We start from the raw sequence: 21,003 nt of genomic DNA on the forward strand, positions 1-21,003 counted from the left end.
TGCTAGAGTGAATTCAGATGCCGTAAGCCAGCCAACAGGCTTATGGCCTGCGTTTTCATCTGTTGTTCGATCCGCAAGGAGTTCCGGCAATGAGCACGCTCTCCTGTTCGTCCAGTGCTTACCGCTTGTGGATGGCGCTGTTGATCGCGGTGCTGGTGTCAGGGGGCTGTCGCAGCCCGGATCCAGCCCCTGCGGCGCCCGGTAGCGAACAGGCGGCCGCATCGCCGCCCCCGGCCACCCCTCCCGCTGCACCCCCTCCGGTCCAGGCCTACGACAAGGCTGTGCTCAGTGCTGCGATGGCACTGTTCAACAATGCAAAGCTGCCTCCGGAGAACGCATCGCCCGGGGGGCGCTACCGCGTGGTGATCGACCCCCTGATCGACGGTGTGACGGGGGCCCAGACGGTGGCGACGAAATCCATGGGTGAGCGCCTCTCCCGGATGATGCGCACGCAGTATCCCCAGTACGAGGTGCAGCCTTTCTCGGCAGCCACCGTGGCGCAAGGCCCGCTGGTGCTGATCGGCACCTTCACTGGCGTCAATGCCCAGCGCCAGACCTCGGGTCCGCGCCAGGCGTACAGGATCTGTCTGGCGCTGGCAGACCTGCGCAGCGGCAAGCTGGTCAGCAAGGGGCTGGCCTTTGCCTTGCCCGAAGGGGTCGATCCGACGCCGCTCCCGTTCTTCAGAGATGCACCCGCGTGGTCCGAAGACCCGGCGACGAACGGCTACATCCGGACCTGCCAGGGAACGAAGGCGGGGGACCCCATCAATCCCGCCTATCTGGAGCGGATCATGTCCGCCGCACGTGTTTCGGAGGCCATCGAGGCTTACGATGCGGGGCGTTACCGGGAGGCTCTGGACCTGTACGTCAGTGTGGCAGCCACGCCGACGGGCAAGCAATTCCGTGTGCTCAATGGCATCTACCTCGCCAACCTGAAACTGGGGCGCAAGGAACAGGCTTCGGCTGCCTTCGACCGGATTGTCGATTTCGGGCTCGAAAACCGCCGTCTGGCCGTCAAGTTCCTGTTCCGGCCCGGCTCGACCGCCTTTGTGCAGGGCGGCCCGCAGAATGCTGCGTACGCGGGGTGGCTGAAGGCCATTGCGACGCAGACGGCGAGTGCCGCAGGAACCTGTCTCGAGGTGGCGGGGCATACCAGCGCGACGGGGCCCGAGCCGCTGAATGAGCGCCTTTCCCTGCTGCGGGCCGAGTACGTGCGCAATCGGCTGGACGCGGCCTCGGCTGGCCTGGGCAAACGCATCATTGCCAGCGGTGCGGGTTCCACGCAGATGATGATCGGCAACGGGCGCGACGACGCCAGCGATGTGCTGGACCGCCGCGTCGAATTCAAGGTGATCGGCTGTTGAGCACCGTCCTGATGGGCGTTCAGTCGCCGCCCATCATGCGCCCGATCTGGCGGCGGTCACGTTTGGTGGGGCGGCCGTGGATGTCCGAGCCCGGTGTGGCGGCGAGCTTGCGCTGTTCCCGCTGGGCTTCTCGGGCGGCGATGCTGTCAGCCGTCTCGGTATAGAGGCCCTGGGCGATGGTGGCGCTGCCGCGTTTGTCGGCGATGCCTTTGACTTCGACACAGAAGTGGCTGTCACCGATCTGGATGTCGATGCGGTCACCGATCTTCACGTCCCGGGCGGGCTTCACCCGGATTCCGTTGAGCTGGATCTTGCCACCGTCTACGGCCTCGGTGGCCTGAGTGCGATGTTTGTAGAAGCGTGCTGCCCACAGCCATTTGTCGAGGCGGACGCGTGCTTCGTGGTCTTCCGTTGGTTTCATTCCTTGACCGGCCGCTTGGCCAGCTTCCGTTGCAGTGTGCGACGGTGCATTTTAAGCGCTCGGGCGGTGGCCGAGATGTTTCCCTCGTTCTCGGCCAGAACGCGCTGGATGTGTTCCCACTCAAGGCGATCCACCGACATCGGACCGGCGGCCATCTCTTCCTCGGCGATGACCACATCCGTGGCATTGAGGGCCTTCAGGATGGCGTCCACGTCGGCAGGTTTGGCCAGGTACTGGGTGGCGCCCAGTTTGATGGCGTCCACGGTGGTGGCGATGCTGGCGTAGCCGGTCAGCACCAGAATGCGGCAGTCCGGGTTGACCGCAAGTAGCGGCGCGATCAGACGCAGGCCGGAGCTGCCGGCGATGTTCAGGTCGAGGATCACGTATTTGGGCTCGTGCTCCCGGGCCAGGCTCAGGGCCGTTTCGGGCTCCTGGGCACCGAAGACGGCGAAGCCACGCTGGCCCAGGGCACGGGTGAGCACGCGGTTGAAGGCGGGGTCGTCATCAATGACGAGGATGTGAGGGGCGTCCTGCGGGGTCATGGGCGAAGGGCTGAGAGGGGAAGGGTGAGGGTGGCGATGGTGCCGCCGCCGGGGCGCGGTGAGAAGGCAATGCTGCCGCTGCAGCGCTCGACGGCGTCGAAGGCCAGCAGCAGGCCGATGCCCAGGCCATCGCTGTTGCCGTCCGCGGGGTGCTCCGGCCCCGGGCGGAAGCCGGGGGGCAGGCCGGGGCCGCGGTCGAGCACGCGGACCACGATCTGCGCCTCGTCGATCCCGACCTCGCATTCGACGCCGTTGGGGCTCACGTCGGCCGCATTGTTGATGACGTTGTGGATGGCCTGCTCAAGGGTCGTATCCGCCACCAGGCGAGGAGCCGGGTCGCCGCACTGGCAGGTGGTGGTCAGCGGCACATGGGGGCGCAGGCTGCGCCAGCGTTCGATGATGCCGCGCAGCCACTGGTCGGTGGCCAGCACCTCACCGCCTTCGGCGCGCAGGCTGCCGGCACGCAGGGTCAGACTGGCCAGGATGGCCTTGCAGTTTGCCACCTGCTCACGCAGGAGTTCGGCGTCGGCGCGTACTTCGTCATCCAGGCCCGGGTTGCGCGCCAGCTCGCCGGCCAGGATGGCCATGGTGCCCAGGGGCGTGCCCAGTTCGTGGGCGGCGCCGGCGGCCAGGTTGCCCAAGGCCACGATGCGTTCGTTGCGCAGGCGGGCCTCGCGGGCTTCGGCCAAGGCCAGGTCGCGGCTGCGGATGGCAGCGGTCATGCGCACCACGTACCACACGATCACTCCGGCGGAGAGGGCAAAGGTGAGCCACATGCCGGCGAGATGCCAGTGCACGGCGAGGCCGGAGTCGTAGATGTCGAGTTGCTCGTTGAAGTCCCACAGCACCGAGTAGGCGGCCACTGCGAGGGCGGCCATGGCCCAGGCGAAGGGGGCGGTAAGGGTGGCCGCGCCGATGGCCACCAGGGGCAGCAGCAGGGAAATCAGCGGGTTGGTGGCCCCGCCGGTGTAGTAGAGGAACACGCTCCAGGCAGTCAGGTCAGCGCTCAGCTGCAGAAACAGCTCGGCTGGATGGACGTCGCGCAGGGTGGCCACCCGCAACAAGGACAGCAGGTTGGTCAGAACCAGTGCTGCAGCCACCAGCAGCAGCGCCCGGGCCGGGAGGGGGATGTCCAGCAGCCAAGGCACCAGCACCACGACCAGCAACATGCTGCTGATCGACAGCCAGCGCAGGTTGATCAGGCGACGCAGGGCGTCGACCGGGCTGGAGGGAGCGTGGGTGGCGAGAGGCAGGGGCATCGGGTGATTATCCCCGCAGCGCGGGATGACGGGGCTCGGCAGAAGCCGGTTGGTCCGCGAATTTAGCGTCTCGCCCCCTGCGGCGGAATGCGGTGGATTGTCGCAGCCGGGGGGCTTCTCCGCGTTGGTGTATGCCGTTTGGCATAGGTTCGGGATTCGGTGATTCTGGCGTTTGCGGGGGGATTGGTCTGCAGATCGATCAATCTGAATGGCATTGTTTTGCCTGCGGGCAGCGTGCCCGGGCGCCCGGCGATAGGGCGTGCACGCGGGTCTGCCTGTTTTGGGCATCCAAATAGTGTTTGCGTTGGCCGGAAATACAGTGCAAAGTACGGATCGCGATCTTCAAGTAGTGTTGTTGTTGTCTGGTTCAGTACCCGCAGTCCTGCGGCAGTCTTTCCTTCATCACCCCGCCATCTTGAGCTTCGCCCTACCCTCAGGGCACGTCCCTGCTTTTTCTTTTAAAGGATATTCAAAATGGCAACTGGTACCGTGAAGTGGTTCAATGATTCCAAGGGCTTCGGTTTCATCACCCCGGAAGCTGGCGGTGAAGACCTCTTCGCTCACTTCTCCGCTATTCAAGGCTCCGGCTTCAAGACCCTGACCGAAGGTCAGCGCGTGACGTTCGACGTCACCACCGGCCCGAAGGGTCAGCAAGCTTCCAACATCCGCACGGCTGAGTAATCACCGTCCGATGCCTGCCTGGCGTTTCGCCGGGCAGGAAGAAGCAGCACAAAAAGCCCGGCATCTGCCGGGCTTTTTGCTTTGTGGGTCCGGCATGGGCAGATGCTTGGCTCCGGTGATTTGGGGCCGCAGGGTTTGACTGCCCAAAAAAGCGGGCGCCCATGGGCGCCCGAAAGTTCCTCGAGGGGGAGGAAGATAAACGGCTGTGCGTGGCCTTAGTGGGCGCTGGCGCTGGCGGCGCCCAGCCCGGTCTGGGCACGGATGTATTGCTCCTCGTAGGCTTCCTTTTCTTTGTCGGCACGGGCGCTCTTGTCGGTTACCGATGCCAGCCAGGTGACGAAGAAGGCCAGGGTCATCGACACGATGGCCGGGTGGTCATAAGGGAAAATGGCTGCCGGGTTGCCGAGGATCTTGACCCATACGGTCGGCGACAGGATCACCAGGCCTACGGATGAAATCAGGCCAGCAATGCCGCCCCAGAGGGCGCCACGGGTGGTCAGGCCTTTCCAGTACATGGACAGGATCAGCACCGGGAAGTTGACCGAGGACGCGACGCCGAAAGCCAGGGCCACCAGAAACAGTACGTTCTGGTCCTTGAAGGCGATGCCCAGCAGGATGGCGGCGATCCCCAGACCGACGGAAGCGATGCGGGTGACCTTCATTTCCTGGGCGCTGCTGGCAGTACCCTTCTTGATGACGCGGGCGTACAGGTCATGGGATATGGCGGAAGCACCTGCCAGAGCCAGACCGGAGACGACCGCCAGGATGGTGGCGAAGGCGACTGCCGACAGGAAGCCAAGGAAGATGTCGCCGCCGACGGCCTTGGTCAGGTGCATGACCGGCATGTTGCCGCCGCCGATCAGCTTGCCGCCGACCTGGCCACCTTCGAAGAAGGCGGGGTTAGTGCCGACGATGGAGATCGCCGCAGCGCCGAGGACCATGGTTACCAAGAAGAACAGGCCGATGAAGCCGGTGGCGTAGAAAACTGACTTGCGGGCTTCCTTGGCATTCGGCACCGTGAAGAAGCGCATCATGATATGGGGCAGGCCGGCGGTACCGAAGAGCAGGCCGAGGGACAGCGAGAAGGCGGAGATCGGGTCGGCCATCAGGGAGCCCGGAGCCATGAGCTTGTCGCCCATCTTGTGGGATTCGATGGCCTTGGAGAACAGGTTCTCGAAGGACCAGCCGAACTGGGACAAGGTCAGCAGCATCAGGGAGATACCGCCACCGAGCAGCAGGCAGGCTTTGATGATCTGCACCCAGGTTGTTGCGGTCATGCCGCCGAAGGTGACGTAGACCATCATCAGAATGCCCACCACGGTCACCGCGGTGTTGTAGTCCAGGCCGAACAGCAACTGGATGAGCTGGCCGGCACCGACCATCTGCACGATCAGGTAGAAGCACACCACGGTCAGAGAGCCGATGGCGGCGAAAGTGCGGATGCGATTCTGGTCGAGGCGGTAGGAGGCGATGTCGGCGAACGTGAACTTGCCGAGATTGCGCAGACGCTCAGCCATCAGGAACAGGATGATCGGCCAGCCGATGAAGAAGCACACGGCGTAGATGAAACCGTCGAAGCCCTTGAAGTAGACCATTGAGGTCAGGCCGAGCAGGGTGGCTGCGGACATGTAGTCACCCGCGATGGCCAAGCCGTTCTGGAAACCGGTGATGCCGCCGCCGGCCGTGTAGAAATCGGCCGTAGACTTGGTTTTGCCGGCTGCCCACTTGGTGATGCCGAGGGTCGCGAAGACGAAGACCAGGAACATGGCGATGGCGCTGATGTTGACCGGCTGCTTTTCGACGCCCTCGATGGCGCCCGGGCCGGCAAAGACGGCCCACGATGCCGCCAGCAGGCTGCCGGCGATCAGTGCGGTGAGAGAGTGCTTCATTTACGGGCCTCCTTGAGGATTTCTTCATTGAGCGAGTCAAACTCGCCATTGGCCCTGCTGACGTAAATGCCGGTCGTCAGCCATCCACCCACGACGATCAGCGCAGCGATCGGCCAGCCGATGGTGATGACGCTGGTGTCGCTGATGGTGGCGGTGAACAGCCCCGGCTTGAGCGAGGTGAGGAGCATGAAGGTGTAATAGGGAACCAGCACGACGAAGGAAAGCAGGATCGCCAAACGGGTGCGTTTGCCGACCATTTCGGCGAATTTCGGGTTGGCCCGGATTCTTGTCTGGATAGTGTTATTGGACATAAGCCCTCCAATGGACGTGGTTTGTTGAAACGGTGCTTGCGCTGTTCTCTTTTTTCTCCGGCCGCCGGGTCGCCGTGAGGAATCACGGTCGCCTGGAAGTCCGCCTTACATGTTCGGGTAGTTCGGGCCGCCGCCGCCTTCGGGTACAGCCCAATCAATGTTCTGGGTCGGGTCCTTGATGTCGCAGGTCTTGCAGTGCAGGCAGTTCTGGGCGTTGATCTGCATGCGCGGGCCGCTCGGGTCTTCGACGATTTCGTATACGCCGGCCGGGCAATAGCGGGTCTCCGGGGCGTTGTAGAGGGCCAGGTTGGTGCTGATGGGCACCGAGGCATCTTTCAGGCGCAGGTGGCAGGGCTGCTCCTCGGCGTGGTTGGTGGCCGAGATGAAGACCGAGGACAGGCGGTCGAAGCTGATCTTGCCGTCGGGCTTGGGATAGACGATGGGCGTGCACTCCGACGCCTTCTTCAGCTGGGTGTGGTCGGCGTGGTGGCGCAGGGTCCACGGTGCCTTGCCCTTCAGCAGGTAGGTGTCGATGGCGCTGTAGGCGATGCCGCCCCACAGGCCCCAGCGGAAGCTCGGACGGATGTTGCGTACCTGGTGCAGCTCGTCCCACAGCCAGCTCTGCTTGAGGCGCTCCGGGTAGCCGAGGCATTCGTGGCCGGTCTGCCCTTCGGCCGTGAGGTGGGCAAACAGCGCTTCGGCGGCCTCGATGCCGGACTTCATGGCCATGTGGGTGCCCTTGACCTTGGGCACATTGAGGAAGCCTGCCGTGTCGCCGATCAGCAGGCCACCCGGGAAGCTCAGCTTGGGCACCGACTGGTAGCCGCCTTCATTGAGTGCCCGGGCACCGTAGGAGATGCGCCGGCCACCTTCGAAGAACTTGCGGATCTCCGGGTGGGTCTTGAAACGCTGGAATTCCTCGTAGGGCGACAGGTGCGGATTGGAGTAGTCGAGCCCGACCACAAAACCCACCGCCACCTGGTTGTTTTCCAGGTGATACAGAAAGGAGCCGCCATACACGTCGGACGACACCGGCCAGCCCACGGTGTGCATGGTCAGGCCCTGCTGGTGCACTTCGGGGCGCACCTCCCACAGCTCCTTGATGCCGATGCCGTAGGTTTGCGGGTCGACGCCTTCGCGCAGATTGAATTTGTTGAACAGGCCCTTGGTGAGGGAGCCACGGCAGCCTTCGGAGAACACGGTCTGACGGGCGTGAAGCTCGATACCCGGCTGATAGTTGGGGCCCGGCTCGCCGTTCTTTTCGACACCCATGTCGCCAGTGGCGATGCCCTTCACCGAGCCGTCCTCGTGATAGAGCACCTCGGAAGCGGCGAACCCGGGGTAGATCTCGACGCCCAGGGCCTCGGCCTGCTCGCCCAGCCAGCGCACCACGTTGCCCAGGCTGACGATGTAGTTGCCCTCGTTGTGCATCTGGGGCGGCGTGGGCAGCTTGTAGGCCTTGTCGGTGGTGAGGAAGAGGAAGCGGTCTTCCTTCACCGGAGTGTTGAGCGGAGCGCCCCGTTCCTTCCAGTCGGGGAAGAGCTCTTCCAGGGAGCGCGGCTCAATGACGGCGCCGGACAGGATGTGGGCGCCGACTTCCGAGCCCTTCTCCACGACGCACACCGAAAGCTCCGCGCCGGCCTTATCGGCCAGCTGCTTCAGGCGGATCGCGGCACTCAGCCCCGAGGGGCCGGCACCGACGATCACCACGTCGTATTCCATCGCTTCACGCGTCATTGCTGTTTTCTCCGGAAACTGGGTTGCTGCAGTTACGTATTGAGGCGGCCGAATGGGGGGCGACGTGTAGGGGCGACTTCAGTCGCCCTCGGACTTCGATCAACGAAGAGCGTTGATTTACATGCGGATGGGTGACTGAAGTCGCCCCTACAGTCGCTCCCCGGGGCGCCCCGGGGTTTGGCAGATGGCTTAGAACAGCGCTTCTTCGAGGGCCAGCACCGCGTCGGCGCCATTCACGATGGCATCCCGGTAGGCGTTGGCTTCGGGGATCACGTGCTTGGCGAAGTAGGTGGCGGTAGCCAGCTTGGCCTTGTAGAAATCACCATCCGGGCCGCTCAGGCGGCCGGCGGCGATCTGGGCGGAGCGGGCCATCAACCAGCCGCCGACGACGATGCCGGTGAGCTTGAGGAAGGGCACCGAGCCGGCGTGAGCCGCCTGCGGGGTGGCCTCGTAGTTGGCGAGCAGCCAATTGGTGGCCTCGTCCAGGGCGGCAATGCCGTCGCCCAGGGCGTCGGCAAGGCCCTTCAGGGCGGCGTCGTTGGAGGCACGCAGGGCGGCACCCGTTTCGGCGATGTCGGCGAGGAGCTGCTGCATGCTCTTGCCGCCTTCCTTGGCCGTTTTGCGGCCGACCAGGTCATTGGCCTGGATGGCGGTGGTGCCTTCGTAGATGGTGATGATGCGGGCGTCGCGCATGTAGAGAGCGGCGCCGGTTTCCTCGATGAAGCCCATGCCGCCGTGCACCTGCACGCCGTTCCAGGTGATGCCCTGGGCATTCTCGGTGCACCAGCCCTTGACCACCGGGGTCAGCAGTTCCAGGCGGCGCTGGTTGGCGGCGCGCACGTCGGCGTCCGGGTGGCTGTGGGCGCGGTCCATGCAGCCGGCCACATAGTAGGCCAGGGCGCGGCCGGCCTCGGTGCGGGACTTCATGTCCATCAGCATGCGGCGCACGTCCGGGTGATGCAGGATGGGCTTCTTCTCACCGGACTTGTCGCCGATGATCTTGCCCTGGATGCGCTCGCGGGCGTAGGCCAGGGCGTGCTGGTAGCTGCGCTCGGACACACCGACGCCTTCCAGGCCAACGTTGAGGCGGGCGTGGTTCATCATGGTGAACATGTATTCCAGGCCGCGGTTGGCCTCGCCCACCAGGTAGCCGATGGCGCCACCCTTGTCACCGAAGGACATGACGGCGGTGGCGCTGCCGTGGATGCCCATCTTGTGTTCGATGGAGGCACAGATCAGGTCGTTGCGTTCGCCCAGGCTGCCGTCGGCATTGACCAGGAACTTGGGCGCGATGAACAGGGAGATGCCCTTCACGCCCGGGGGCGCGTCCGGCAGGCGGGCCAGCACGAGGTGGACGATGTTCTCGGCCATGTCGTGCTCACCCCAGGTGATGAAGATCTTGGTACCGGTGATGGCGTAGCTGCCATCGCCACGGGGCTCGGCCTTGGTGCGGATGGCGGCCAGATCGGAGCCGGCCTGGGGTTCCGTGAGGTTCATGGTGCCGGTCCACTTGCCGGAGACCATGTTGGGCAGGTAGGTGGCCTTGAGCTCGTCGGAGGCGTGGTGGGCGATGGCTTCCACGGCACCGAGGGTCAGCATCTGGCACAGGGAGAAGGAGATGCTGGCCGACTTCCACATTTCCAGCACGGCGGTGGATACGGTCACCGGCAGGCCCTGGCCGCCGAATTCGGTGGAGGCGGGCATGCCGTTCCAGCCGGTCTCGCAGAAGGTGGCATAGGCTTCCTTGAAGCCGTCGGCCGTGGTCACCACGCCGTTGTTCCACTTGTTGCCCTGCTTGTCGCCCACCGGGTTGAGCGGGTCTACGACTTCGGAGGCAAACTTGCTGGCTTCGTCGAGGATGGCTTCGACCAGGTCGATGCTCACTTCCTCATTGCCCGGCAGGGTGGTGATTTCCTGCAGGCCGGCCAGTTCGTTCATGTTGAACAGCATGTCCTTCACGGGTGCGACGTAGGTGCTCATGGGATGCTCCTTGCGAGTTCGGTTTTTGGGGCGCGGTGAGGGGGCGTGGGGTCGAATTCACTCGACCAACAGGCGCAACACCCTCTATATGCCGGTTGTCAGCGTCCTGAGGTCGAACGGATTCGACCCCACGGTGAAGCTCAGAGGGCGGACACCAGCTGGGGCACGGCCTCGAAGAGGTCGGCCACGAGGCCGTAGTCGGCCACCTGGAAGATCGGGGCTTCGGGGTCCTTGTTGATGGCCACGATCACCTTGGAGTCCTTCATGCCGGCCAGATGCTGGATGGCCCCGGAGATGCCCACGGCGATGTAGAGCTGGGGCGCCACGACCTTGCCGGTCTGGCCCACCTGGTAGTCGTTGGGCACGAAGCCCGCATCCACCGCGGCGCGGGAGGCGCCCATGGCGGCGGCCAGCTTGTCGGCCAGGGGTTCGAGCACGGCACGGTAGTTGTCACCGCTGCCCAGGCCGCGGCCGCCGGAGACGATGATCTTGGCGGCGCCCAGCTCGGGGCGGGCGGAGACGGTCAGCTCGCGACCGACCAGCTTGCTCTGGCCCAGGTCGGCACCCGCCGCGATGGACTCCACTGCGGCGCTGCCACCTTCGGCGGCGGCATCGAAGGCGGTGGTGCGCACGGTGATCACCTTGATGGCGTCGGACGACTTGACCGTGGCCAGGGCGTTGCCGGCGTAGATGGGGCGCACGAAGGTGTCGGCCGATTCGATGGCCACGATCTCGGAGATCTGGGCCACGTCGAGCAGGGCGGCGACGCGGGGCAGGATGTTCTTGCCGAAGGTGGTGGCGGGGGCCAGCACATGGCTGTAGCCGCCGGCCTTGATCACGTCCAGCAGCAGGGCGGCAACGTTCTCGGCGCTCTGGTCGGCATAGGCAGCGGCATCGGCCACCTTCACCTTGGCCACACCGGCCAGCTTGGCAGCGGTCTCGGCCACGCTGGCGCAACCGGCACCAGCGACCAGTACGTCGATGTCACCACCGATCCTGGCTGCGGCGGTGATGGTGTTGAGAGTGGCGGCCTTGAGGCTGGCGTTGTCGTGTTCGGCAATGACGAGGATGGGCATGATCAGATCACCTTTGCTTCGTTCTTCAGCTTTTCAATCAACTGGGCCACATCGGCCACCTTCACGCCGGCACCGCGGGCAGCGGGCTCGACCACCTTGAGGGTGGTCAGGCGCGGGGCCACATCCACGCCCAGGTCGGCCGGCTTGACGGTGTCGAGCGGCTTCTTCTTGGCCTTCATGATGTTGGGCAGGGTGGCGTAGCGCGGCTCGTTGAGGCGCAGATCGGTGGTCACGACGGCGGGCAGGGGGAGGGAGAGGGTTTCAAGCCCGCCGTCGATCTCACGGGTCACCTGGACGCGTTCGCCGGCCAGCTCGACCTTGGAGGCGAAGGTGGCCTGGGGCCAGCCGAGCAGGGCGGCGAGCATCTGGCCGGTCTGGTTGGAGTCGTCGTCGATGGCCTGCTTGCCCAGGATCACCAGCTGGGGTTGCTCCTTGTTGACGATGGCCTTGAGCAGCTTGGCCACGGCCAGGGGCTGAAGGTCGGCGTCGGACTCGACCAGGATGCCCCGGTCGGCGCCGATGGCCATGGCGGTGCGCAGGGTTTCCTGGCACTGGGCCACGCCGGCGGAGATGGCCACCACCTCCGTGGCCTTGCCGGCTTCCTTGAGGCGCACGGCCTCCTCGACGGCGATTTCGTCGAAGGGGTTCATGGCCATCTTCACGTTGGCCAGCTCGACGCCGCTCTGGTCGGCCTTCACGCGGACTTTGACGTTGTAATCGATGACCCGCTTCACGGGAACGAGGATCTTCATGGCTTGCTAGTCTCCGTTGAACTTATTCAATGGCCGAGGCCGACTTGGCCTGCTGGCGCAGGACGAACTTCTGGATTTTTCCGGTGGATGTCTTGGGCAGCACGCAGAACTCCACGTGCTTGGGTACCTTGTAGCGGGCCAGGTGCTCGCGGCAGTGGGCGATGATGTCCTCCACCGTGACCTGGGCGTCTTCCTTGATCTCGATATAGGCAGCCGGCACCTCGCCCCACTTTTCGTCGGGCCGGGCGACCACGGCGGCGGTCATCACGGCGGGGTGGCGGTAGAGCACGTCTTCCACTTCGAGGGAGGAGATGTTTTCGCCGCCAGAGATGATCACGTCCTTGGAACGGTCCTTGATCTTCACGTAGCCGTCCGGGTGCAGCACGGCCAGATCGCCGGTGTGGAACCAGCCGCCGGCAAAGGCTTCCTCGGTGGCCTTCTCGTTCTTCAGGTAGCCCTTCATCACCAGGTTGCCGCGGAACATGATCTCGCCCATGGTCTCGCCATCGGCGGGCACGGGTTCCATGGTCTGCGGGTCGAGTACGGTGATGGCTTCCTGCATGTGGTAGCGCACGCCCTGGCGGCCGTTACGCTCGGCGCGCTGGGCGATGGGCAGCGTGTCCCACTCGGGGTGTTTGGCGCACACGGAGGCAGGGCCGTAGGTTTCGGTCAGGCCATAGACATGGGTGATGTCGAAGCCGATGCGCTCCATGCCCTCGATGATGGCGGCGGGAGGGGCGGCGCCAGCGATGAGGGCCGAGACCTTGTGTTCGATGCCGGCACGCAGGCCATCCGGGGCGTTGATGAGCATGCCGTGCACGATGGGCGCACCGCAGAAGTGGCTCACCTTGTGTTCGCGAATCAGCTCGTAGATCAGGGCTACGTCCACCTTGCGCAAGCACACGTTGACGCCGGCGTTGGCGGCCAGGGTCCAGGCAAAGCACCAGCCATTGCAGTGGAAGAGGGGCAGGGTCCAGAGGTAGACCGCGTGCTGCGGCATGCCCCAGCTGATGATGTTGGAGGCCGAGTTGAGGTAGGCGCCGCGGTGGTGGAAGACCACGCCCTTGGGGTTACCGGTGGTGCCCGAGGTGTAGTTGAGAGCGATGGCATCCCATTCGTCGGCGGGCAGGGACCAGGCATAGGCCGGATCACCCTTGGCCAGAAAGTCCTCGTACTCGATTTCTCCCAGGCAGGTTGTGCCCGGGTATTCCGCGTCCAGGGCATCGATGACCAGAGGCTTGGGCCCTTCCAGCAGCTCCAGTGCCGGGGCAATGATGGCGGCGAACTCGGGGTCGGTGATCAGCACCTTGGCCTCGCCGTGGGTCAGCATGAAGGCGATGGCTTCCGGATCAAGGCGGGTGTTGAGAGTGTTCAGTACCGCGCCGGTCATGGGGACGCCGAAGTGGGCTTCCACCATGGCGGGCACGTTGGGCAGCATCACCGCCACGGTGTCGCCGCGGCCGATGCCACGCTGGGCCAGGGCGCTGGCCAGGCGGCGGCAGCGGGCGTAGGTTTCGCGCCAAGTGAAGCGGCGGGCACCGTGGATCACCGAGGTGCGCTGGGGATAGATCTGCGCTGTGCGCTCGAGAAAGGACAGCGGCGAGAGCGGGACGTGGTTGGCTGCGCACTTGTCCAGCCCGATATCGTACGGGGTGTTCGACACCTTTATCTCCTCCTGGTTTCTGACGCCACCACATGGGTGAAGCGGTGGCTCTGGGGCCTTCCCCTTTAAGGCGTCCGTGACGGAATGCCGGGGATCGGGGCGAAGATTCGCAAACAAAGTTGTCGGAACTTTGGTGAAAATGTACTGAATTTTGTCGGCTCCTTTCGGGGGGGCCGGCTGTGGCTAGAATCCGTGCCAGAAAACCAGTCTGCGGAGCGGCAATGAACGGACATCCGGAACCGGCCGGGAGGGGGGGCGCAGGTGAGACCCTGTCCTTCGAACGGCGTTACCAGGAAATGCTGGGGGCGGGGCTAGACCTGCTCGATCAGGGGGTGACCGTGTTCGATGCCGACCTGCGCATGGTGGCGTGGAATTCGGCCTTCCTGCGTCTGCTGGATTTTCCCGACAACCTGGCGCGCCCCGGAGTGTCCTTCGAGGACTTCATCCGCTTCAACGCCGAGCGGGGCGACTACGGCCCCGGCGATCCGGTGGCCCAGGTTGCCGAGCGTGTGGGCCGCGCCCGCAGCTTTCAGCCCCATGTCACCGAGCGCATCCGTCCCAACGGGCGCATTCTCTCCATTCGGGGCTTCCCCCTGCCGCATCAGGGTTTCATCACCGTGTATACCGACATCACCGAGCAGCGACGGGCCGCCGAGCAGATCGCCCGCCACCAGGCCGAGCTGGAGGAGCACATCGAGTCCCGTACCGAGGCCCTGACCCGGGCCAACGAAGAGCTGACTGCCGCTATCGAGAGCAACAAGGCCATCACCCAGGCCCTGCGCCGCAGCGAGCAGCGCTTGCGCGAGATCTCCGATGCCATTCCGGCCGCCATCGCCTATTTCGATCGGGACTGGACTTACCGCTACGCCAACAAGGGCTACGCCGAGTGGTTCGGCTGGTCGGCCGACCAGGTGCCAGGGCGGCATATCCAGGATGTCACCGGGCAGGAGGTCTTCGAGGTAGTGGCGCCGGACGTGGGGCGGGCCCTCAGCGGCGAGCGGGTCACCTACGAGTACCAGCTGACTGGCCGCGACGGCAGCCCGGCGCGGGCCCGCAGCACTCTGGTGCCCGACATCTCCCCTGACGGCACCGTGCTCGGCTGCTACGTGCACTCGGTGGACGTGACCGAACAGCGCCGTACCCAAGCCGCCCTGGCCCAGGCCCAGAAGATGGAGGCCATCGGCCAGCTTACCGGTGGCCTCGCCCATGACTTCAACAACATGCTTACGGTGGTCATCGGCAACCTGGTGGCTCTCAAGGAGAACCACCCCGACGATCCCCTCACCGAGAACTTCGTCGAGCCCGCCATGCATGCCGCCAACCGGGGCGCCGAGCTGATCCGTCGCCTGCTCGGTTTTGCCCGGCGCCAGCCCCTTGAGCTCAAGCCGGTGGAGGTGAATGAGCTGATCCTCGGCATGTCCAAGCTCATCCGCCGCTCCCTGCCCAGCACCATTGCCGTCAGCACGGCCAGCCGGGAGCCCTATCTGGTGGCCATGGTGGACGCCCATCAGCTCGAAAACGCACTGCTCAACCTGGCCCTCAATGCCCGTGACGCCATGCCCAATGGCGGGGAGCTGCGCATCGAGTCCTCCCTTGAACACCTCAGCATCCATGCCGCTGCCGACCTGGAGGTTCCCCCCGGTGATTACGTGCAGATCGCCGTCAGCGACAACGGCATGGGTATGGATGGCAGCACTCTGGCACGGGTCTTCGAACCCTTTTTCACCACCAAGCAGTTCGGCACGGGCAGCGGCCTGGGCATGTCCATGGTATATGGCTTCACCAAGCAGTCGGGGGGGGGCGTGCGCATCCGCAGCCGCCAGGCCCGGGGCACGACGGTGGCGGTGCTGCTGCCGCGGGTCGAGGAAGACCCGCCCGAGGCCCTGCTGCCGGCCGGGCGCGAGGTGAATGCCGCCGATCTGGCCGGCAAGCTGGTGCTGCTGGCCGAGGACGATGCCGACGTGCGCAGCGTGGTGCGCATGCAGTTGGCCGAGCTGGGCTGCGCCGTGGTCGAAGCCGAAAATGGCGCAGAGGCCGCCGATATGGTGGAGAACATCCCGGCCATTGCCCTGGTCATCTCCGACGTGGTGATGCCCGGTGTGATGGACGGCCACGCCTTGGCGCGCTTCGTGCGGCGCTTCCGGCCCGATCTGCCGATGGTGTTGATGAGCGGTTTTGCCGAATCCCACGTCGGCGGTCTTGATGAAGCCCTCGAACTGCCCCTGCTGGCCAAGCCTTTCAGTCGGGATAAGTTGCTGGCGGCCTTGCGTCCGCTGGGCGCTTGAGCCAAGCTCCACAGCCATGCTTACCACCCGCAGCCCCGAGCTCATCTATGTGGTCGAAGACGAGGCAGGCATTGCCCGCCTCATCGCCGACACCCTGGAGAAATTCGGCTATCGATCCGAGCTGTTCCGTACCGCCGAGGCCTTTTTCCATGGCCTCCGCCATCGGGCGCCCGACTTGGTCATCCTCGACCTGGGCCTGCCCGACATGGACGGCATGGCCGTGCTGCAACAGATGCGCGGCAAGCACACCTGCGGCCTGCTGGTTGTCACTGGTCGCGGCGATATCTACGACCGGGTGATGGGCCTCGAACTGGGGGCCGACGACTACGTGGTCAAGCCCTTCGAGCCCCGCGAGCTGATTGCCAGGGTACGCAGCATCCTGCGCCGTTACCCGGGGCCAGTGGTGCTGCCTGCCGACCCAGCCCAGCGGGTGGCCGAGTTTGCCGGTTGGCGTTTCGAGCCGGGCAGCAACACCCTCACCAACCCCTCCGGCCAGCAGGAAACCCTCAGCACCGCCGAAGCCCAGTTGCTGTCGGTGCTGCTGGCCCATCCCAATCACATCCTCACCCGCGAGCAACTGCTCGGCGGGCGCGATGTATCCGCTCTGGACCGCAGCATCGACCTGCGCATCTCCCGGCTGCGTCGGCGCTTCGAGGAAAACCCCCAGCACGCCAAGCTCATCAAGACGGTGTACGGCGCCGGCTACCTGCTGGCAGCCACCGTTACCTGGTCCTGACCGGCACCACGTCAATGGTCCGGGCGTAGTCGGCGTGGCCCCGGCGCAGGGCATCGGGCAGCATGCGCACCAGCCACGACACCAACAGGGGGATCAGCACCAGATCGTCCACCAGGCCGAACACCGGCAGCACATCGGGAATCAAATCGATGGGCGACAACAGGTACAGGGCGATCATGGCTACCGACGGTCGCAGCCATGCCGGTCGGGCCGGGTGGCGGAGGGCGTACCACAGCACCGCGGCGTCCTTGCGGATCAGGGCGTACAGGGCGGCAAACTTCTTGAACATGGCAGCGATCTCCCAACTGGGGTGAAGGACAGCCACTCAGAGGGGGCAATCAGGGCAGAAGTGCCCCCGGGCTTTGTAAGCATGCGTTTCATGCGGGCTTTCCGCGGCAAAAGGTCGCAGCCGGCGCCGCCGCATCGCCCGGGGGGCCGCGTCGCGTTAAGCTGCTGACCGTTCAATTCAAGGAGTCCATCGTGAGCAAGTCGCACAAGATCGCCGCCCTGGCACTGACCAGCCTGATGGCCAGCGCAGCCCTGGCCGCCGACCTGGAAATCAAGGAGCCCTGGGTGCGCGGTACCGTTCCGGCCCAGAAGGCCACCGGCGCTTTCATGCAACTCAGCAGCAAGGCCGGCGTCACTCTGGTCGGCGTGGCCAGCCCCGCCGCCAAGGTCGTCGAGCTGCACGAGATGGTCATGGACAACAACGTGATGAAGATGCGTGCCGTGCCGCGCCTCGACATCCAGCCGGGCAAGCCCGTCGAACTCAAGCCGGGCAGCTACCACGTCATGCTCATCGACCTGAACAAGCCCCTCTCCAAGGGCGAAGTGGTGCCCATCACCCTGAAGATCGAAGGCAAGGACAAGAAGGTCGAGAACGTGGAGGTGAAAGCGGAGGTGCGCGACCTGACCGCGGCCGCGCCGATGGACCACAAGCACCACCATTGATGCCCTGGGGGCGCCCTGGCTCCCATGGCATCGGGCATGACATCACAGCAGGCGTTCGTCCCGTCCGGCGGTGCCTGCCGGGCGTCTCCTTTTGTGGGGTCGAATTCATTCGACCTCGGTGCGTTGAATCATCGACATGCCGCTCACCACCGTCCGCGGTCGAATGAATTCGACACCACGGGAGAGTCGCCCGCCGGGGCGAGACCCGGCCGACCTTGCGTCACACAACGGAACGCCATGGGCGCATCGCTCTGCGGCCAACGGCCGCCTCAATCTCCTTGGCAGAGCGCTCGCTGATTGACCAGGCAGGGCTCCAACTCGTGCCGGAGCCGTTCCCGATAAGCGGCTTGCCGCCGTCCTGCATCCCGCCAGTGGTCTGAACCCTGTTTTATTTTCCGCTTGGGCGCCTTTCTAGGATCAAATATGCCGCAGCTCTGGCAGCCTCTGCCAGATATGGCTATGGAATGCCTTGGGCCTTTGTTGGAATCGTTCTGTTGCAGATTTCGGGGTAGATCATGAATCGTCGTCAGTTTCTCAATGCGGGGGCACTGCTTTCCCTCACGCTGGCCAATCGCAGGACGCTGGCCGCTCCGGGCGATATCGTCCTCGGTCAGTCGGCTCCTCTCTCCGGGCCGGCCAAGGATCTCGGGATCGAAATGCGGGATGGTGCCTTGCTCTGGTTCAATTACGTCAACGCCAGAGGCGGGGTTGGCGGGCGCAACATTCGCCTCGAGACGCTCGACGATGGCTATGAGCCTGAGCGGACGAAGGCCAATACCGATGCCTTCGTCAAAAAGAACGTCGCGGCGCTGTTCGGCTATGTCGGCACGCCGACTTCGCTGGCGGCCAAACCCATTTTCGAGCAGGCCAATCTCCCGTTTATCGCCCCGTTTACCGGGGCCGAAGCGCTGAGAAGTCCGAACCATCCGCTCATTTTCAATATTCGCGCCTCGTATTTCGAGGAGACGGAGCATCTGGTTCAGCATTTCTGGGACCTTTTTCAACGCAAGTTTGCCGTGGTCTATCAGAACGATGCCTATGGTCAGGCGGGGCTCAACGGGGTGGTCAAGGCGCTTGGCAGTCGGGGGGCGAAGGTCGTGGCGACAGCTACGGTCGAACGCAACTCGGCCAATGTCGAGGCTGCGCTCAAGGCCATCCTGCCGGCCAGTCCGGATCTCGTTGTGATTGTGTCCACCTATGGTACGGCTGCCGCCTTCATCAAACAGGCGCGGGCCATGGGCAGCCCGGCCAGCTTCGCCAGCATCAGTTTTGTCGGCCCGACTTCGCTGGCCAATGCGCTGGGCAAGGACAAAACCGGGGTAATGGTCAGCCAGGTGGTACCGCTCAAGGGCGTAGGCATCTTCAGCGAATTCGCCAGAATGCTCCCGGCCGGCACCGCGGTGACACCGGTCGCGCTGGAGGGCTTTATTGCCGCCAAGGTCATGACGGATGTGCTCAAGCGTGCCAACGGTCCGGATGGGCTGCTGACGGCGCTCAACAACACCAATGTCGATGTCGGCGGCTATCGGGTGAAGTTTTCTCCCGGCAACCATGCCGGGTCGAAGTACGTTGATCTGTCCATGCTGCGCTCGGACGGAAGCTGGGCGGTTTAAGGCAGCAAACGGGTTCAGGCGCCCGGATCAAGAGGCGTCAGGCTGGTTTCAGCGCTAGACCAAGGGGAAATCCTGGGAAAAGCCGGGGGCTGCATACAGTTTCCCCTGTCGATTACCGAAACTGCTCGTCGAGATCCCTGGACCCATGCAGAACCCGGACAACATCAATTCCGTCGGGCAGGGGCCTGAAGAAAACGACGTACCGGCCGAAAGCAAGGCTGTGGATCCCGGGTGACAGCTCATCACGAGCCCGTCCCATCTCAGGTTGAGTCGCCCACAGGGTCAGGCTCTCGTCCAGGCGATCGACCCAGCGATCTGCTTCAACAACGCTGTCCTCTGCGATGTAGCTCCAGATATCGAGAATGTCGGCTTCTGCCTGGGGGCGACGCGTGACGCGCGCCATTTACGCAGCGTCCGACTTGGCTGCTTTTTGAGCGCGCGCCTTCTTTTTCACTGCCGCGGCGTCCCAGGCTTCACTCGGCCCACTCTCCAGTCCCTTGCGGACTTCGCGACGCAGCTCCTCCAGTTTCGCCTCCCGCATACGGTCCTGCTCCTCCATCAGGCGGAGTGCCTCCCGAACGACCTCGCTCGCGGATGTGTACAGGCCGGAGCTGACCTTTGCTCGCACCATCTCCTCAAGCTGAGGGGTGAGGTTGACGTTCATGCCCATGATTCGCGCCTCCTGATCAAGAGCTGCCATCCTATCAGGCTATGTCAAAGATTGACATTCACCCTGGTGTCACCCATCAGGTAAGGCTCCGGGCTCTGGTTCAGCACGCTTGCTCGGTCGCATCACCCTCGGCATTGGCCCGGTAGTTTGACCAAGGGTGGTCCGCCGGATGCATCATCAATCGAATCTAAGTCGCGTAAACTGCTTTTGGCAACCGCTGTCTTTTGCGGTGGTCTTGTTGTTGAAGATTTCCTTTTCTTGCGCGAAGTGCTCGCCAGCATCATTCTTCAGGATCTCTGAGAAGATCACTGTGCACTGCGATCTGTTCCAGCGGTACCTGACCTCGTAGTCCTTGTTTTCTTGGAACTGAATTTTAAGAGGGACGCCGCATTGATAATGGATGCTGCCTTCTATTTCGTTCCCCCAGAACATTGCATATAGAGGTTTGTCGTTCGATACGTAGACTTCCTTTGCGGCGTTGTCGTGATAATTCCATAGAGGCATCCCCAATCGCTTTACAGATCCTCTTAGCAATGCGCCGACACGCAGGCGCATCCACTCGTGTTCAGCTCCAGAGCAATCATCTCCGTCATACACTTTCAATACAGATGGGGAGGCCGTGTCTGTTACAAATCTCACTCTGGCCCGACTCCCCGTTTGTGGTTCCGTGTAGGTAAGAGCTGCGCAGCCTGATAACGACAGTGTGAGCATACCGATCAGTAAATGGCGCACGAATTTTATTCCTGAAGTCTGAAGTGATAGGAGTGGTCCGGCTGGCCGCGGTAGGTCTGCCTGAATGATTAAAAAAGAGATTCTTAATCCGTTTGATGTGCTCGCTGCTCTGTGTCAGAAAGCGTGCCCGGGAATTGTGAGTGGCACGCCTGAATGGGGGGCAGAAACCGAATTGGGTTGGCCTGGCAAACTACTCACTGAAGAACCCGATGATCTGGGCACCTCGAATAACCCGAGGTTTTCAATGAATTCCGCCGCGCAACGATGATCGCGACCCAATTCGATTCAATTTCGCTGAGCAAACGCCGCCTTTCCCTGCGGTGTAGCCCCGTTTTTGCCTC

General features: G+C 63.9%; 20 protein-coding genes. 6 read left to right on the forward strand and 14 right to left on the reverse strand.

Annotation, left to right across the window (positions count from 1 at the left end):
* Positions 1–89: 89 nt before the first annotated feature.
* The gene (locus tag PHI64_RS11955; RefSeq protein ID WP_299882915.1) at positions 90–1,364 is read left to right on the forward strand and encodes an OmpA family protein; all 1,275 of its coding nucleotides are present in this window, start codon (positions 90–92) and stop codon (positions 1,362–1,364) included.
* 19 nt (positions 1,365–1,383) lie between these two features.
* Here PHI64_RS11955 and PHI64_RS11960 read toward each other — a convergent pair whose 3' ends face one another.
* Genes PHI64_RS11960 through PHI64_RS11970 form a run of 3 tightly spaced genes read right to left on the reverse strand, consistent with a single transcriptional unit; the run spans position 1,384 to position 3,586 of the window.
* On the reverse strand, positions 1,384–1,785 hold the full coding sequence (locus tag PHI64_RS11960) for an RNA-binding S4 domain-containing protein (RefSeq protein ID WP_299882917.1): 402 nt from the start codon (positions 1,783–1,785) through the stop codon (positions 1,384–1,386).
* Positions 1,782–2,327 (reverse strand): response regulator transcription factor, encoded by a 546-nt coding sequence (locus tag PHI64_RS11965; RefSeq protein WP_299882919.1) that lies wholly within the window; start codon positions 2,325–2,327, stop codon positions 1,782–1,784. The genes PHI64_RS11960 and PHI64_RS11965 overlap by 4 nt, the downstream gene beginning before the upstream one ends.
* The gene (locus PHI64_RS11970) at positions 2,324–3,586 is read right to left on the reverse strand and encodes an ATP-binding protein (protein ID WP_299882921.1); all 1,263 of its coding nucleotides are present in this window, start codon (positions 3,584–3,586) and stop codon (positions 2,324–2,326) included. Before PHI64_RS11970 ends, PHI64_RS11965 begins: the two co-directional genes overlap by 4 nt.
* 474 nt (positions 3,587–4,060) lie before the next feature.
* Here PHI64_RS11970 and PHI64_RS11975 point away from each other — a divergent pair, with 474 nt between their 5' ends.
* Positions 4,061–4,267: a cold-shock protein gene (locus tag PHI64_RS11975; RefSeq protein ID WP_296570061.1), complete on the forward strand. Its 207-nt coding sequence runs from the start codon at positions 4,061–4,063 to the stop codon at positions 4,265–4,267.
* A gap of 215 nt (positions 4,268–4,482) precedes the next feature.
* On the opposite strand, the gene PHI64_RS11980 is transcribed toward PHI64_RS11975, so the two are convergent.
* From PHI64_RS11980 to PHI64_RS12010, 7 genes are all read right to left on the reverse strand, one after another.
* A complete protein-coding gene (locus PHI64_RS11980) occupies positions 4,483–6,156 on the reverse strand; it encodes a cation acetate symporter (RefSeq protein WP_299882923.1) in 1,674 nt (557 codons plus the stop codon).
* Positions 6,153–6,467: a DUF485 domain-containing protein gene (locus tag PHI64_RS11985; protein ID WP_299882925.1), complete on the reverse strand. Its 315-nt coding sequence runs from the start codon at positions 6,465–6,467 to the stop codon at positions 6,153–6,155. The genes PHI64_RS11980 and PHI64_RS11985 overlap by 4 nt, the downstream gene beginning before the upstream one ends.
* Before the next feature lie 105 nt (positions 6,468–6,572).
* On the reverse strand, positions 6,573–8,204 hold the full coding sequence (locus tag PHI64_RS11990) for an electron transfer flavoprotein-ubiquinone oxidoreductase (RefSeq protein WP_299882927.1): 1,632 nt from the start codon (positions 8,202–8,204) through the stop codon (positions 6,573–6,575).
* A 189-nt stretch (positions 8,205–8,393) separates the two neighbouring features.
* The gene (locus tag PHI64_RS11995) at positions 8,394–10,184 is read right to left on the reverse strand and encodes an acyl-CoA dehydrogenase C-terminal domain-containing protein (RefSeq protein WP_299882929.1); all 1,791 of its coding nucleotides are present in this window, start codon (positions 10,182–10,184) and stop codon (positions 8,394–8,396) included.
* Between the two features lie 140 nt (positions 10,185–10,324).
* On the reverse strand, positions 10,325–11,260 hold the full coding sequence (locus tag PHI64_RS12000; RefSeq protein WP_299882931.1) for an FAD-binding protein: 936 nt from the start codon (positions 11,258–11,260) through the stop codon (positions 10,325–10,327).
* 2 nt (positions 11,261–11,262) lie between these two features.
* Positions 11,263–12,012 (reverse strand): electron transfer flavoprotein subunit beta/FixA family protein, encoded by a 750-nt coding sequence (locus PHI64_RS12005; RefSeq protein ID WP_299882932.1) that lies wholly within the window; start codon positions 12,010–12,012, stop codon positions 11,263–11,265.
* Between the two features lie 22 nt (positions 12,013–12,034).
* Positions 12,035–13,675 (reverse strand): acyl-CoA synthetase, encoded by a 1,641-nt coding sequence (locus PHI64_RS12010; RefSeq protein WP_299882934.1) that lies wholly within the window; start codon positions 13,673–13,675, stop codon positions 12,035–12,037.
* Positions 13,676–13,896: 221 nt separating this feature from the next.
* On the opposite strand from PHI64_RS12010, the gene PHI64_RS12015 reads away from it, so the two are divergent.
* Entirely contained in the window at positions 13,897–15,960 is a 2,064-nt protein-coding gene (locus PHI64_RS12015) for a PAS-domain containing protein (RefSeq protein ID WP_299882936.1), read from the forward strand.
* A 16-nt stretch (positions 15,961–15,976) separates the two neighbouring features.
* Positions 15,977–16,696, forward strand: a complete 720-nt coding sequence (locus PHI64_RS12020; protein ID WP_299882938.1) for a response regulator transcription factor — start codon at positions 15,977–15,979, stop codon at positions 16,694–16,696.
* On the opposite strand, the gene PHI64_RS12025 is transcribed toward PHI64_RS12020, so the two are convergent.
* Positions 16,683–16,985, reverse strand: a complete 303-nt coding sequence (locus tag PHI64_RS12025) for a DUF1232 domain-containing protein (protein ID WP_299882940.1) — start codon at positions 16,983–16,985, stop codon at positions 16,683–16,685. The two genes, PHI64_RS12020 and PHI64_RS12025, sit on opposite strands and share 14 nt — an antisense overlap.
* Positions 16,986–17,221: 236 nt before the next feature.
* Between PHI64_RS12025 and PHI64_RS12030 the strand changes: the two genes are divergently transcribed.
* Both PHI64_RS12030 and PHI64_RS12035 read left to right on the forward strand, forming a co-directional pair.
* Positions 17,222–17,647, forward strand: a complete 426-nt coding sequence (locus PHI64_RS12030) for a copper chaperone PCu(A)C (RefSeq protein ID WP_299882956.1) — start codon at positions 17,222–17,224, stop codon at positions 17,645–17,647.
* 515 nt (positions 17,648–18,162) lie between these two features.
* Entirely contained in the window at positions 18,163–19,260 is a 1,098-nt protein-coding gene (locus PHI64_RS12035; protein WP_299882942.1) for an ABC transporter substrate-binding protein, read from the forward strand.
* 112 nt (positions 19,261–19,372) lie between these two features.
* Here the strand turns inward: PHI64_RS12035 and PHI64_RS12040 are convergent, their stop codons facing one another.
* From PHI64_RS12040 to PHI64_RS12050, 3 genes are all read right to left on the reverse strand, one after another.
* Positions 19,373–19,663, reverse strand: a complete 291-nt coding sequence (locus PHI64_RS12040) for a type II toxin-antitoxin system RelE/ParE family toxin (RefSeq protein ID WP_299882944.1) — start codon at positions 19,661–19,663, stop codon at positions 19,373–19,375.
* Positions 19,664–19,930 carry a type II toxin-antitoxin system ParD family antitoxin gene (locus PHI64_RS12045; protein WP_299882946.1) on the reverse strand — a complete coding sequence of 89 codons (267 nt, stop codon included), beginning with the start codon at positions 19,928–19,930 and terminating at the stop codon, positions 19,664–19,666.
* A 177-nt stretch (positions 19,931–20,107) separates the two neighbouring features.
* The gene (locus PHI64_RS12050) at positions 20,108–20,662 is read right to left on the reverse strand and encodes a hypothetical protein (RefSeq protein WP_299882948.1); all 555 of its coding nucleotides are present in this window, start codon (positions 20,660–20,662) and stop codon (positions 20,108–20,110) included.
* Between the last annotated feature and the right edge of the window lie 341 nt (positions 20,663–21,003).

This window comes from Zoogloea sp. (genome assembly GCF_028689785.1).
Lineage (GTDB): Bacteria > Pseudomonadota > Gammaproteobacteria > Burkholderiales > Rhodocyclaceae > Zoogloea.

Bases quoted from the DNA above. Each gene is read 5' to 3' on its own strand.
- PHI64_RS12040 (WP_299882944.1), bottom strand. From the start codon at position 19,663: ATGGCGCGCGTCACGCGTCGCCCCCAGGCAGAAGCCGACATTCTCGAT.
- PHI64_RS11955 (WP_299882915.1), top strand. From the start codon at position 90: ATGAGCACGCTCTCCTGTTCGTCCAGTGCTTACCGCTTGTGGATGGCG.
- PHI64_RS11965 (WP_299882919.1), bottom strand. From the start codon at position 2,327: ATGACCCCGCAGGACGCCCCTCACATCCTCGTCATTGATGACGACCCC.
- PHI64_RS11980 (WP_299882923.1), bottom strand. From the start codon at position 6,156: ATGAAGCACTCTCTCACCGCACTGATCGCCGGCAGCCTGCTGGCGGCA.
- PHI64_RS11960 (WP_299882917.1), bottom strand. From the start codon at position 1,785: ATGAAACCAACGGAAGACCACGAAGCACGCGTCCGCCTCGACAAATGG.
- PHI64_RS12000 (WP_299882931.1), bottom strand. From the start codon at position 11,260: ATGCCCATCCTCGTCATTGCCGAACACGACAACGCCAGCCTCAAGGCC.
- PHI64_RS11975 (WP_296570061.1), top strand. From the start codon at position 4,061: ATGGCAACTGGTACCGTGAAGTGGTTCAATGATTCCAAGGGCTTCGGT.
- PHI64_RS12025 (WP_299882940.1), bottom strand. From the start codon at position 16,985: ATGTTCAAGAAGTTTGCCGCCCTGTACGCCCTGATCCGCAAGGACGCC.
- PHI64_RS11970 (WP_299882921.1), bottom strand. From the start codon at position 3,586: ATGCCCCTGCCTCTCGCCACCCACGCTCCCTCCAGCCCGGTCGACGCC.
- PHI64_RS12015 (WP_299882936.1), top strand. From the start codon at position 13,897: ATGAACGGACATCCGGAACCGGCCGGGAGGGGGGGCGCAGGTGAGACC.
- PHI64_RS11985 (WP_299882925.1), bottom strand. From the start codon at position 6,467: ATGTCCAATAACACTATCCAGACAAGAATCCGGGCCAACCCGAAATTC.
- PHI64_RS12020 (WP_299882938.1), top strand. From the start codon at position 15,977: ATGCTTACCACCCGCAGCCCCGAGCTCATCTATGTGGTCGAAGACGAG.
- PHI64_RS12045 (WP_299882946.1), bottom strand. From the start codon at position 19,930: ATGGGCATGAACGTCAACCTCACCCCTCAGCTTGAGGAGATGGTGCGA.
- PHI64_RS12005 (WP_299882932.1), bottom strand. From the start codon at position 12,012: ATGAAGATCCTCGTTCCCGTGAAGCGGGTCATCGATTACAACGTCAAA.
- PHI64_RS11995 (WP_299882929.1), bottom strand. From the start codon at position 10,184: ATGAGCACCTACGTCGCACCCGTGAAGGACATGCTGTTCAACATGAAC.
- PHI64_RS12030 (WP_299882956.1), top strand. From the start codon at position 17,222: ATGGCCAGCGCAGCCCTGGCCGCCGACCTGGAAATCAAGGAGCCCTGG.
- PHI64_RS11990 (WP_299882927.1), bottom strand. From the start codon at position 8,204: ATGACGCGTGAAGCGATGGAATACGACGTGGTGATCGTCGGTGCCGGC.
- PHI64_RS12035 (WP_299882942.1), top strand. From the start codon at position 18,163: ATGAATCGTCGTCAGTTTCTCAATGCGGGGGCACTGCTTTCCCTCACG.